Annotated in this window: 12 protein-coding genes; all 12 read left to right on the top strand. The window is 50.0% G+C overall.

Annotated features, from left to right (window positions below; translation table 11 throughout):
* The first annotated feature begins 23 nt into the window (after nt 1-23).
* Nucleotides 24-878 carry an AraC family transcriptional regulator gene (locus tag PGRAT_RS05290; RefSeq protein ID WP_025704303.1) on the top strand — a complete coding sequence of 285 codons (855 nt, stop codon included), beginning with the start codon at nt 24-26 and terminating at the stop codon, nt 876-878.
* An 808-nt stretch (nt 879-1,686) separates the two neighbouring features.
* Nucleotides 1,687-3,156 (top strand): sensor histidine kinase, encoded by a 1,470-nt coding sequence (locus tag PGRAT_RS05295; RefSeq protein WP_238326758.1) that lies wholly within the window; start codon nt 1,687-1,689, stop codon nt 3,154-3,156.
* Nucleotides 3,157-3,179: 23 nt separating this feature from the next.
* A complete protein-coding gene (locus PGRAT_RS05300; protein ID WP_020426703.1) occupies nt 3,180-3,815 on the top strand; it encodes a response regulator in 636 nt (211 codons plus the stop codon).
* Nucleotides 3,816-4,198: 383 nt separating this feature from the next.
* Nucleotides 4,199-4,939, top strand: a complete 741-nt coding sequence (locus PGRAT_RS05305; protein WP_025704301.1) for a YveK family protein — start codon at nt 4,199-4,201, stop codon at nt 4,937-4,939.
* Nucleotides 4,923-5,564, top strand: coding sequence for a CpsD/CapB family tyrosine-protein kinase (locus PGRAT_RS05310; RefSeq protein WP_025704300.1), 642 nt, complete (start codon nt 4,923-4,925; stop codon nt 5,562-5,564). Before PGRAT_RS05305 ends, PGRAT_RS05310 begins: the two co-directional genes overlap by 17 nt.
* Before the next feature lie 141 nt (nt 5,565-5,705).
* Nucleotides 5,706-6,593 (top strand): UTP--glucose-1-phosphate uridylyltransferase GalU, encoded by an 888-nt coding sequence (galU, locus tag PGRAT_RS05315; protein WP_025704299.1) that lies wholly within the window; start codon nt 5,706-5,708, stop codon nt 6,591-6,593.
* Between the two features lie 91 nt (nt 6,594-6,684).
* Entirely contained in the window at nt 6,685-7,377 is a 693-nt protein-coding gene (locus tag PGRAT_RS05320) for a sugar transferase (protein ID WP_042266161.1), read from the top strand.
* Nucleotides 7,378-7,396: 19 nt separating this feature from the next.
* On the top strand, nt 7,397-8,338 hold the full coding sequence (locus PGRAT_RS05325; RefSeq protein ID WP_238326757.1) for a glycosyltransferase: 942 nt from the start codon (nt 7,397-7,399) through the stop codon (nt 8,336-8,338).
* 8 nt (nt 8,339-8,346) lie between these two features.
* Complete coding sequence (locus PGRAT_RS05330; protein WP_025704297.1) at nt 8,347-9,693, top strand: O-antigen ligase family protein; 1,347 nt, start codon at nt 8,347-8,349, stop codon at nt 9,691-9,693.
* Entirely contained in the window at nt 9,690-10,463 is a 774-nt protein-coding gene (locus PGRAT_RS05335; RefSeq protein ID WP_025704296.1) for a WecB/TagA/CpsF family glycosyltransferase, read from the top strand. Before PGRAT_RS05330 ends, PGRAT_RS05335 begins: the two co-directional genes overlap by 4 nt.
* Entirely contained in the window at nt 10,460-11,926 is a 1,467-nt protein-coding gene (locus tag PGRAT_RS05340) for an O-antigen ligase family protein (protein ID WP_025704295.1), read from the top strand. Before PGRAT_RS05335 ends, PGRAT_RS05340 begins: the two co-directional genes overlap by 4 nt.
* The gene (locus tag PGRAT_RS05345) at nt 11,892-13,271 is read left to right on the top strand and encodes an oligosaccharide flippase family protein (RefSeq protein WP_025704294.1); all 1,380 of its coding nucleotides are present in this window, start codon (nt 11,892-11,894) and stop codon (nt 13,269-13,271) included. Before PGRAT_RS05340 ends, PGRAT_RS05345 begins: the two co-directional genes overlap by 35 nt.
* Nucleotides 13,272-13,284 lie beyond the last annotated feature (13 nt).

Raw genomic sequence — 13,284 nt, forward strand, 5'->3', positions numbered from 1 at the left:
GAACAAAGGGAGGAATGCACATCATGTCCGAGGTCATGGATTATATGATCAGTCCGTACCCTGTGCGGATTATTGATCCCAAGGTAGAGTCCTCCAGGCTCAGGCTGAAGGCTATCCGGATAGGTCAGGCGGGTCATCTGCCGGGAAGAATATGGTTTCGGTCTAATGTTGTATTCGAACATTGGGCCCTTGTCTATATCATTTCCGGGAACGGCACATACATGGAGAACGGCGGTAGGGTCCAGCAGGTACGCGCCGGAAGCCTGTTTTTTTTCCGCCCGGGCTGCAGCTACAGCTTTGGACCTGCTCCGGGGGGCAACTGGGATGAATACTATATCAACTTCAATGGAACCCGTGTAGCTGAATGGGTGGAGTCGGGACTCCTGGAGGGGGGGACCGTATTTGATGCCCATGCTTCTCAGGAACTGGCATCAGTATTCGAGCAGGTGCTGGCGCTGATGGAAGGCGGTGTCCCGGCGGATGCCGACCGGGCGGCAGCGATGCTGGAGGGGCTTCTGCTGGAGTGCTCCCTGATTACTGAGGATCATTACCGCACCCGGCAGCCTGATATCCTCCCGCTAATCCGTGAAGAGTTGAACGCCTGTATCTACGGAACGCCTGATTTATGGGGGATTGCAGCCAAATACCACATCTCGATGTCCACGCTGCGCCGTCTTGTAAGGCGCAGCAGCGGTTACCCTTTGCATGAATATATCCACCGGCTCAAAATGGCGGAAGCGAAGCATCTGCTGCTCAATACTTCGCTGCAGGTGAAGGCGATAGCGGGAATGCTGCATTATGCCGATAATTTTTATTTTTCAAGATTATTCAAGAAATATATGGGGGTATCTCCGTTAATCTGCCGTAATAGCTTATAATTAGCGACATGTTTCTGCCTAAACCGACGAAAGCATGTCGGAATTTGTGGTTTTTTATTGACATGGTCAAAAATGGAATGTTATTATTTAGGTAATATTAGCAGATCAACGATAGTTCTTATAGACTATGCCGGAGATGAAGCCATGAGAGAATATTACTGCATCAGTTGCCGCAGTCTCCATAAGGTGGATACGCAAAACCATTCTGTACGTATTTTGTCCACCGGGTATCATATCGTTGGCGAACAACGCTATCAGATTTGTATTTGTAATTCATCCAAGTTACCTAAAACTCTGCCGACGGTGGCCGATTAGATCTGCGAATGAACGGTATGCCTTGATGACAACCATAGATTTTTGCTGCCGAAGCAGCCTGTTCGTATTTGCTGACAGGCTGCTTTTTGTGCGTTTTAATATGTGGAGTTTTTGTGAATTCGCTATCATTTGAAAATATGGGCTTTTTTCAATAAACTCCTGAAAAAAAAGCTGGAAATTATGCAACATTCATCATTTGTAAACGTTATCATTGAAAAGGGGAACTTGTTATTGTGATTTTTCTCATGTATGATGCTTTTAAACAAAGCTTAGAATAAGCTCGCATTTTCCACAAACTGGAGAATAGGGTGGTGGGATGAATATCAAAGCAACCGCGGAAGACAAAATAATAACCATTTACAGAAACATATCTTTGTCCCTCACATCGCTGATGTACCTCTTGGACCATACGGGGCCTTCCGTCTTTTATAAATCCCTATTAATCATGGTGTTATTCTTATTTGCACAAGTATTCTCGATTTATTACCGGAGGTTGCGTAAATGGCCGCGTGTTCTTATGCTTGCCGTAAGCATTGAGATGGCGGGGCTCATTGTTCTCACATTGAGTACTGGCGGGTATGACAGCCCTTATAAGCTGTATGTCCTGAATCCTGTCCTCATCGCGGCAGGTTCCTTGTCTATTTATTTCAGCTGGAGCTTGCTATTCAGCTATTTTGGTGTTATTTCCGTATTTTGTTATTTTTTCTTGAACTCTTCCGGAAAAAGTTTCGCTGAAGCCGTGCTTGACAACGGCAACCTGTTTCTAGTCATGGTACTTACGGTTATAATTATGCAAATGGTTAATCGGATCAAGCGGCAGCGGGAAGCGGCCAATGCACGGACGAACGAAACCATGGAGCATATTAAGTCGCTCTATCACATTGTGGAAACCTCAAGCCAGCATGATTTCATGAACATCGGCCAGGTTATTACGGATTATGTGGTGAAGCTTACCAAGCTGGACAAAGCGTTGTTCTGGTTCGCCCAAAAGAGCGGCGAGCCCGCACCACAGAGCCGGCAGACAGGCTGGCATCAGGAGGAGGAACGGTTTCTTTTTTCAGAGCTTGAAAAACATGAGCATGAATGGCGGCTGCAGCGTGAACCGGTGTTCAAGAGCCTACCCGGACTCGGAGATTTTCTGCTTATGCCTGTTAGAATGAGTACGCGGTTCGTCGGTATGATCGGTGTAAAGCTGGAAGCATCGGAAGGCCTGGAAGGACGCAGGTGGTATATCCAGCAGCTGATGTTTCTCTCGGAGCTGAGCGCGATTATTCTTGAACGCCATGAACTTGGTGTGATTGAGAACCGGCTGATTATCACGAACGAACAGAACCGGATTGCTGACGAGATGCACGACAGTGTATCGCAGAGCCTGTTCGGAATTGTATATGCGACTCATTCGCTAAAGCAGACATGGCGGAAGATGTCCGAATCCGAGCTGGAGGAGCAAATTGAACTGATTCATGATTCAGCTACCAAGGTGGCTAAGGAATTGCGCATTACCATTTACAGCCTCAGCTCTAAGAAGAGCGGCGGCCCGACATGGCTGGGTATGGTCAGATCACATTTGAAAAGCTTGTCCAGGCTGAACGATGTGGAAATTGAGTTAAAAATAACGGGGGATGATTTCAGTCTCCCTTATCCTTATCACAAGGCGCTCTTCCGGATTATATCCGAAGCGACAGGCAATGCCATTCGACATGGTGCTGCCAGCCGGGTGGATGTCGAACTGTCACTTAAGCCGAAATGGATCAGGCTTTCGATAATCGATGATGGTGTCGGTTTCGATACTGATCTGCTCTGGACCGAATCCGAGGATAACACCGGCGGACTAGGCATGAAGAATATGCAATACTTGGCACAGTCTTTAGGCGGTGACTTCCAGTTGTCCAGCAGTGAGAATGCAGGCACCAGAATTTTAATTTCGATACCTGTCGGCATGGCTGAACTAAAAAATGCATAAACTTTAGGCAGGAGGTCGTTCTAGTGAAAATCGTCATCGTTGATGATCACCCATTGGTTAGGAGAGGACTCGCGGCGGTCATTTCCATGCAGTCCAATCTGCATTTTGCCGGCGAAGCAACGAATGGCCAAGAAGCGCTTATGATCATTGAAGAGACGCAGCCTGATCTTGTGCTTATTGATCTTAAGCTGGCCGATGAATCAGGTCTGGATGTGATCAAAGCAGCGCGTTCGCGCGGACTCATCAGCAAGTTTATCCTGCTGACCTCTTCGGCGAGCCGGGAGGATTTCTTGAAGGCAGAAGAAGTACTGGTTGATGGTTATGTGCTGAAAGAGGCGCTGCCGGAAGAACTGCTGTTTGCCATTCAACTCGTTCATAAAGGCCGAAAGTATTATGACCCCGGCTTGATGGAAGACAAGATGCGGATGAGCGGCAACAGTCCAACCGACGAATTGACTCCGAAAGAAAAGGAAGTGCTGATCGAGCTTGGGCAGGGGGCCAGCAACCGGGAAATCGCCTCACGGCTGTTCATCAGTGAATTCACGGTGAAGAAGCATGTAAGCCAGATTCTGGCGAAGCTTCAGGTGGCAGACCGTACACAGGCTGCACTCTACGCCAATGCGGTAGGGCTCACGAAATACGAAATGTCATACGATTAATTTCCATTAATTTAAAAATATGTTAGAAGCACGGACATTGATGTCCGTGTTTTTTTGTTGCGCTTTGGGGGCAGCATGCCCGGAATTATGAATTACGACTCAAGATAGCAGACCGATCTGAACAAAATCTGAACAGCCTGGACTGCCGAAAACCCTGAGAATGTAGCGAATATTGCCACACCTTGTCAGGTTTTCCCAGGCGTATGGTACTAAAGTATACCATACGCCTACACTTTAGGGGTAGTCTACCTTACTCGAAAGTGAAGATTAAAGTGAAGGTATGACCCATGTGGTGATCCGTAGAGATTGATAGAATAAAAGCAAGATATCTGAAACTTTCATGATTGCTTTCAGAATGCAATGAATGCGGAAGGAGGGTTACTGTGGAAAAGACGATTTTGGATTACATTAACCTGATTAAGAAGAGGTTATGGTTAATCATGGTATTTGTATTAATCTCCTGCGCCACCACCTTCTATGTCAGCAAGAACTTCGTCGTGCCTGTCTACTCAGCCTCCGGACAGCTGCTCGTCAACAACGCCGCGAATGTCCCCGAGAGCAACAACCTTAATAATCTGAACTTCAGTCTCAACCTCATCGAGAGCTATAAGGAAATTTTGAAGTCGCCAACGATTATGAAGAGTGTAGTAGCAGAACACCCGGAATTCAATCTGACAGAACAGGCATTGGCTGGCAAGCTGCAGATTAAATCTTCGGAGAAAAGCCAGGTTATCAACCTGAGCGTGCAGGACGAGAGTTACACCAAAGCGGCTACGATAGTAAACGCGGTTTCGCAGACGTTCATCCGCAGCTTGCCGGCGCTGATGAATCTGGACAATGTAACGTTCCTGACACCGGCTGATCCGGCAGATGCTCCTGGTCCTGTCAACAGCGGTTCGACAATGAACATTATCATCAGCTTTGTAGTTTCGCTGATGGCTGCGATCGGAATTATTCTGCTGCTGGAAACCTTGAACGGTACACTCCGGACGGAGAAGGAAGCGGAGTTCGATCTTGGGCTGCCGGTGATCGCCAGCATTCCTGCGATCCGCAAACGGGACTTAGGCAAGTCGGCAAATGCCAATGCAAGAGTAGGGGAGGGCACTTATGTTACGGCTGAATAAAAGTCTGATCACAGACATAAATCCTTCCTCGCATATCTCTGAATCCTTCCGCTCGCTGCGCACCTACATCAGGCAGCTTGGGCTGCTGAAGGGCAGTGGAGGACAGGTGCTCCTGTTTACCTCCGCAGAAGGCGGGGAAGGCAAAACCACTATTTTGTCGAACCTTGCAGTATCCTTTGTCCAGGATGGCAAGAAGGTAGCCGTTGTAGACTGCAACCTTAGACATCCCGGCCTGCACAGCGTATTTGAGGTAGAGGGCAGCCACGGTCTGGCCGCATACCTCGGAGGCAGGGAAGAGGCCAAGGATATCGCGGTTTACGGCAATCTGGCCAATCTGGCTGTGATTCCGGCTGGGATTACCAACATCAGCCCGCCGGATCTGCTCGGAAGCGACAAAATGGCTGCTCTGCTGGAGGAGCTGAAGATAAGCTTCGATCTGATCCTGCTGGATGCGCCGCAGGCGGTGGAATTCAGCGATGCACGCATCCTGGCCCCATTGTCAGACGGATTAATCATCGTTGCCAGACACGGCAAGACAAAACGCGAGTCACTCAAAAAGCTGAAGGGCCTAATGGAGCAGACAGGCGTAAAGATTCTCGGAATTGCTATGAATCAGACCAGATAGTACTTCCAGCGGGTTTTGTTCTAAAGAGAAAATGAGTGGAGCCAATACTTACAAAACCTGGTGTATGCTTCCGAAGCAAGTTTTGTACGAAGAATATTCGGATGAGGCATATGCTTACAAAACTCTTAGGAGGTAAGTGCGATGAAAAAAGTAAAGAAGGTAATTATCCCTGCAGCAGGACTAGGAACGCGCTTCCTTCCTGCCACGAAAGCAATGCCTAAGGAAATGCTGCCGATCATCAACAAACCCACTATTCAGTACATCGTGGAAGAAGCGATCGCATCCGGCATCGAAGATATCATTATTGTTACAGGTAAGGGCAAACGGGCAATCGAGGACCACTTCGACAACGCTTTTGAGCTGGAATCCAGATTGCTGGAAGACGGTAAACTGGAGCTGCTGAAAGAAGTTCAGCGTTCCTCGAAGGTTGAAATTCACTACATCCGGCAAAAAGAACCCAAAGGCCTCGGCCATGCGGTATGGTGCGCCAGACGTTTTATCGGAGACGAGCCCTTTGGCGTAATGCTCGGGGATGACATCGTAACCGGCAAGACTCCCTGCCTGAAACAGCTGATTGACCAATACGAGGAAACGCAGAATTCAGTAATCGGCGTACAGGAAATTCCTGATGAATTCACCAACCGTTACGGAATTATTGAACCCGACCTGCAGGACGGACGGCTGTACCGGGTTAATAATTTTGTCGAAAAACCGGCGGCTGGCACAGCTCCTTCCAATCTGGCGATCATGGGGCGTTATGTGTTTACTCCAAAGATCTTTAAGTACCTGGATCTCCAGGAAAAAGGCGCAGGCGGCGAAATTCAGCTCACCGATGCCATTCAGAAGCTGAACCAAAGCGAGCGCGTGTACGCTTATAACTTTGACGGTACAAGATACGATGTCGGCGAACGGCTGGGATATATTTTGACTACACTTGAATTTGCACTGCAAAGCGAGGATCTGCGGTATCCGGTGATGGATGCAATGGCGGAATATCTGAGCAAAGCGGGACAGACTCTGAATAGTTGAAAACCAAGTTTAGACTTTCAAGACGGGTTTTGGACTGTGAAGGGTCAGTAAGCACTCAGGCTTACACAACATTTAGGAGGAATGAGGAGAGATGAGCATGCAAAAACTGCCGGAAGACTATGAGGCCGTCCTGCCGAAACTTTACATGCTACATGCCAAAGAAGGAAGCAAAGAAATGGATTCCTATCTGGTGATGAAGCGGATTATCGACATTTTTTTCTCCGCTCTTGGCCTTCTCGTACTGCTGCCGCTGTTCATAGTGGTGGCGATCCTGATCAAGCTGGAAGATCCGAAAGGAAAAGTGTTCTTTCGTCAGAACCGGGTTGGCAAGGACGAGAAGCTGTTTCCCATGTATAAATTCAGATCCATGGTCTCCAATGCCGAGGAGCTGAAGGCGAACCTGATGGCCTACAATGAGGTCAGCGGGGCGATGTTCAAGATTAAGAATGATCCCCGCATCACACGTATTGGCAGATTTCTGCGCAAGACCAGCATTGACGAATTGCCTCAGCTCTGGAATGTGCTGCTAGGGCATATGAGCCTGATCGGGCCGCGCCCCCCACTCGTGGAGGAGGTTGCACAGTACACGGATTATGACAAACAACGGCTTATGGTTACACCGGGCTGCACCGGCTATTGGCAGGTGAATGCAAGAAACAGCGTTGGCTTTGATGAAATGGTTCAGCTGGATCTGACTTACATTTCCATCCGCAGCACGATGCTGGATCTCAAAATCATCGCAAAAACCGGACTCATGCTGCTTGGCTCCAAAGATGCGTATTAAAAAAATGGAAATTGGGTGAATGCCGATGCTTGTATACGGAGACGTTCCTAAGATTTCCATAATCATCTGCACCTATAACAGGTCAGCTTTGCTGCTTAAGACGCTTCAGTCGCTTTTACCGCTGGAGAATCTGGGTCAGGCCGAGATCATTGTGGTGGATAACAGCTCCAAGGATGATACGGCGGCAGTGGTCAAGCGGTTTATAGAGGCTGAGGGTGCAAATATGGATATCCGTTACATTCTGGAGCCGGTACAAGGGTTATCGGCGGCCCGGAATACTGGGATTCTGGCTTCCAAATCGCCGCTCATCGCTTTTCTGGATGATGACGCGATTCCTTGCCGGAATTGGATTACAACAATTGTAAGTACGTTTGAACAAAAGCCTGAGGTCATGGCCATGGGCGGCAAAATCGCTCCGATCTTCGAAAGCAGGCGTCCAGATTGGCTGATTAAACCGTTCGAACTGCCTTATACCATCGTGGATTTGGGCAACCGCATCAAAGAATATCCGAAACGGCTTCATCCCTGCGGCGCCAATATGGCGATGCGCAAGGTAGCCTTTGATATCAGCCTGTTTCCGCTGGAGCTTGGAAGAAAAGGAGATTCGCTTCTCTCCGGTGAAGAGACCTGGCTGTTTAATCAGATTGAAAGTCAAGGACATTCCATTCTCTATCATCCGCAGATGGCCGTCGATCACTTCGTACCGGCTAACCGGTTGACGGAAGATTGGATTATGAAAAGATATTACAGCCAAGGCATATCCAACGCGATGAAAAGCGAAGGTGTGAAGGATAATCTGCTCCTGCTGGGAAAGACGGCCGCGAAGATCATGTATATTGCGGGTGACTCGATCCTCTCCCGGAGCCAGGGGAAAAGACTTCTGAACAAATGCCGGCTGGAGAGTATTCGCGGAACTCTTCATATGATCTGGAACCGGAAGAGGGAATCCGCAGCGGGGTGAGGGAGACAATGATGAATTTTGAGTGGGGCTCCAAAATGAACGTTTTGCCATACGGAATGCTCTACCTCATGTCCGCACTGTTCCTTGGAGCGGCGGTCATCTACCAGCCGGTAATAGCGGTAGCAATCGTGCTTCTGATTATGTTGCTGGTTGTCTCTATCTCGCGTCCTGAACTCATCAGCTATTTCGTTCTGTTGACGACGGCGATCTCTATTAACTTTCTGTATCCCGGCAGCATGTTTGGCGTTGAAATACTATCGCTTTACAAGCTGGTAATCCTGATGCTGCTGGTGCCCTGCATTCTGGTAAATGGATTGAAATTCCGCCTTAGCCAGCCTCTGTGGGCCATGGTGGGACTGCTGTTCATCACCTTTGGCTCTTCGATTTGGCTGCCCGAAATGAGCGGTTCCATTGCAGTCAAGGCGTTTATCGGATTGTCCCTTCCTTTCGTTTTTCTCTTGATTAACTGGAAGAAGGAAGTGGCCGAGCGGCAGATCCGCATTATCACTATGCTTCCTCTGGTAAGCGTACTAGCCGGAATCGTGCTGCAGATGGTGCATCTCCACTCTTTTCTCGATGTGGAGTTCACTGGCGCTGTACGGGTTCAGGGAGCGAATATCCCGGCGCATCTCGCGATGCTGGCCTTCATGGGCGTGGGAATTGCATTCATTGAGATCAAGCGCAGTACACAGCATATCCGTTTTTTCTACATCATGCTGGCACTGAACTTTCTGATTCTCATTGGAACAGGGACACGGGGGCCGATATTGGCACTGGTATTAATGGTCCTGTACTACTTTTACGATATATCGCGGCAATATTTGAAGGGCAGAACACAATATCTGATTCCGCTCCTGTGCTCGGTTATTCTGATCTTCTCGGCGGTATACCTGCAGCTCGACAATATTAAGAAGCGTTCCTTCGAACGCACAACGGATACGGCAGTGGACTTGTCAGGCCGGGCAGAAGCCTGGGAATACTTCCTGAACAAGGCGGCGGATTCTCCGTGGTCGGGCAGAGGACTTGGAGCAGTGACAGTGGCGAACGACGGGACACTTTACAAAGGGTTCGTGGTTCCCCACAACGAGTATATCCGCTTTTACTTTGATGGAGGGTATATCGGAGCCATACTGCTGCTGATTTCATTATTGGCTGTGTTTATTCTGGTGTACAGAGCTTTGGCACCGCCGGTCAAACCGTATTATCTGCTCTTTATAGCAGGGTTTATGATTTATTCGTTTTCCGACAACACGCTGTCGACGGTCCAATCGATCATTCCGTTCTGTTGGTACCTGAACTGCCTGTATCGATCTTCACAGCCAACCGATTCCCCACAAAAAGAAGTGATACGATGAACCAAGTGAACATGTTCGATGTCAATTTCGATAACTATGATTTCATGGACCTGCTTGATTACATTGATAAAACGATTCAGGAACGGTCGCAATCGTACATCCTGACCTGCAACGTCGATCATGTCATCAAGCTGCGCAAGGACAAAGAATTCCAGACCGTGTATTCCCAGGCAGGTGCTGTAGTGGCAGACGGAATGCCGCTGATCTGGGCTTCGAAAATGCTGGGTAAGCCGCTGAAGCAAAAGGTATCGGGAGCAGACCTTTTCAGCCGTCTCGGCAATGCCTTTGAGCAAAGAAAGTACCGGCTGTTCTTTCTGGGCTCTGCACAAGGCGTGCCGGAACAGGCTACCAAGAATCTTAAAGCGGCTTATCCCGGAATGAATATTGTCGGCTGCTATTCTCCTTCCTACGGCTTTGAGCACAACGATGAAGAGAACCAGCGTATTATCGAAATGCTGACGGAATGTCAGCCGGATATTGTGTTCGTAGGCGTGGGAGCGCCGAAGCAGGAGAAGTGGATTTACCGGCATTATAACTCATACCGGGCGCCAATCTCGATTGGTGTGGGAGCCACCTTTGACTTTTTGTCAGGCTCGGTGAAAAGGGCGCCGGATTTCATGCAGAAAACAGGCCTGGAATGGTTCTGGCGGCTCAGCCAGGAACCGGGCCGTCTCTGGAAAAGATATCTGGTCGATGACGCCCAATTCCTGGTCCTTCTGCTCAAGGAGCTCCGCAAACGGGATAAAGTAAAGGGAGGCAGGCTGGAATGAACGTGAGTCTTCCATCCATGAAGTCAGCAGGAATGCTGCTGCTGATTTGCGGCATCTGTCTGGGCCTTCCGCTGATGATCGGTTTTGCCAGCGCGAAGCTCAGTTCGTCCAATAGTCTTCAGGGAGTAATCCTGGCGGGCATTCTGTTTCCGGCCTTCCTGCTGGCTCTGCTGAAGCCGAAGGCGCTGATCGCCTACACCCTGCTGGTCTGGGCGGTAGCACCGGAGCTGCGGCGTATCGCCGACTGGTCGGAAGGGGTCTACCATTCCGTATCTCTGCTTAGTCTGGCACCGCTGCTGACGGGGGCTACCCTGGCCATTCCGGTGTTGAAGGAGATTCACCGCATCCGCAAATCCTCCACCCGGATCATCCTGCTTTTCTCGGTGGCACTGGCTTACGGGGCGCTGATAGGGCTCGCGAAGAACGGCATTGGCTCTGTGTACGACCTGGCGAATTACATCGTACCCCTGCTGCTGATTCCGTTCTTTGCGGTAACGCGTTTTAGACCGAAGGACATTGACCGTCTGCTGTATGCTTTTGCCAATATCGCGGTTCTGGTATCCATTTATGGAATTATCCAGTATTTAACTGTACCTCCATGGGATGCCTTCTGGATGAAGAATGCCGACATGATGTCAATTGGTACACCGTATCCTTTGGAAATCCGGGTTTTCTCTACGCTGAATTCTCCCGGGCCTGCGGCAACCTTCCTGGTATTCGCTCTGGTACCGATGATTCTGGAGAAAAGATGGCAGGGAACGCTGCGCTGGATTGGGGTCATGCTCGTTGTCATCTGCCTGTTGACCACACTGGTCCGTTCAGCCTGGCTGGTGATGCTGGTGATGCTGCTCGTATACATCGCTTCCTCTCCCTCCAAAGGGAAATGGAAGGCGCTGCTCCAGCTGGTATTTGTCGCTGCCGCGCTGTTCTGGATTGTCCCTAAGCTGCCGGGTGCCGAAGGGTTGGTCGCCCGTATGGAGACACTGACCTCCGTCCAGGAAGACCATTCCTACAATGAACGCCTGAGCCTGTGGCAGAACATGCTGCCGATGGTAGCTGCAAATCCGGTCGGGCAAGGGATAGGCAGTGTCGGCCAGGGGACAAAGATCGGCAACGGCGGCGAGCTTGGCGAATACGGAAATATGGATAACGGTGTTATCGCCCTGCTGCTTACCTTCGGAGTCCTGGGCGCTTTGTTCTTCTTCGGCGCTCTGGGCGCTGTGATTAAGCAAATTGTAGTCAGAGTCACCAGCAGAGACAGCCTTCAGCCCTATGCCCGGCTGTCGCTGGCAGCATGGATGGGGGCAGTGATCAGCCTGGTATCGGACAACGGGTTTCCCGGGCTCAAAGGCTACCTGGTCTGGATGCTGATTGGCCTGGGCCTCGGTGCCAAAGAGATTATTGAGAGCAGAAAGAAGGGAACACCACATGCAGCCATTGAACGCGAAATCACTTCCCACTAATACAGTCTGGTCTTCGCTTCGGCGGTTTACCAAGAGTAAAGACAACAGTTCTGCCGCAGTGAAGACGATGTTTGTCAGCGTGCTGATCCTATTGGTTAATATGCTGACGGGTGTGCTGACCGCACGTTACCTGGGTCCTACAGGACGCGGGGAGCAGACAGCTATGGTGAACTGGTCACAATTTCTGGCGTTCAGCATGAGCTTCGGTATTCCTTCAGCCCTGATCTACAATGCCAAAAAGAATCCCGAAGAGGCCGGAGTACTCTACCGGGTGGCCCTGCTAATCGCCCTGGTATTCGGAACTCTGGCTATGATTGTCGGGATTGTGGTCCTTCCCTACTGGCTGAATTCATTCAGTCCGGATGTCGTGCTGTTTGCGCAATGGTCGATGATCCTGTGCCCGCTGATTGTGGTGTCACAGATCAACAATGCGGCTTTTCAGTTCAGAGGCGACTACAAGACGTTCAACTGGCTGCGGTATCTGCTTCCGCTGCTGACGCTGGCGGCCATCGGGATTTTGATTCTGACCCGCTCGATCAATCCTTTTACAACCGCCTTGGCGTATCTGGTGCCGTCCGTTCCAATCTTCATCTGGATGACGATTACACTGCTCCGCACCTACAGGGTGAAGATGAATAACGCTTACCTGAATTTCAAAAGACTGTTCACTTACGGACTCGGTTCGTACGGAAATGACTTGCTCGGGCAGTTCTCTTACTATATCGACCAGATCATTATTGCCGGCCTGCTGCGGCCAGCCGATCTGGGGCTGTATGCGGTAGCGGTCAGTCTCTCGCGGATGGTCAACTTCTTCTCGAACTCGATCACCGTGGTGCTTTTTCCGAAAGCCTCTGAGCTGTCAAAGGACCAGGCGATTGCCCTTACCTTCAAAGCCTTCCGGATCAGCACAACCTGCACCCTGCTGGGCTCGCTGATCCTGATGCTGGTAGCTCCCTTCGTGATTCCGCTGCTGTACGGCAAGGACTTCAACACCGCATTGACGGTGTTCCGCCTGCTGCTGCTCGAAGTGACCATCAGCGGAGGCACCTTGATACTGGCCCAGGTGTTCATGGCCCTCGGCAAGCCGAAGTTTGTATCGATTCTGCAAGGCGTCGGACTGATCCTGGTAATCCCGCTGCTGTTCCTGCTGGTGCCGAAGTTCGGATTGTTCGGAGCAGGGGTGGCAATGCTGTCTTCAGCGGTGCTCCGCTTCCTGTTCATTATTCTTAACATCAGATACAACCTGAAGGTCAGACTGCCCCGCCTGCTGATTAACGGGGATGACATTCAGTGGATGAAGACAACGATGAATTCTTATATCCGCAAAAAACCTATGGATACCTAAGCAAGCGAGCAAA

It is taken from the genome of Paenibacillus graminis (assembly GCF_000758705.1).
Taxonomy (GTDB): Bacteria; Bacillota; Bacilli; order Paenibacillales; family Paenibacillaceae; genus Paenibacillus_AQ; species Paenibacillus_AQ graminis.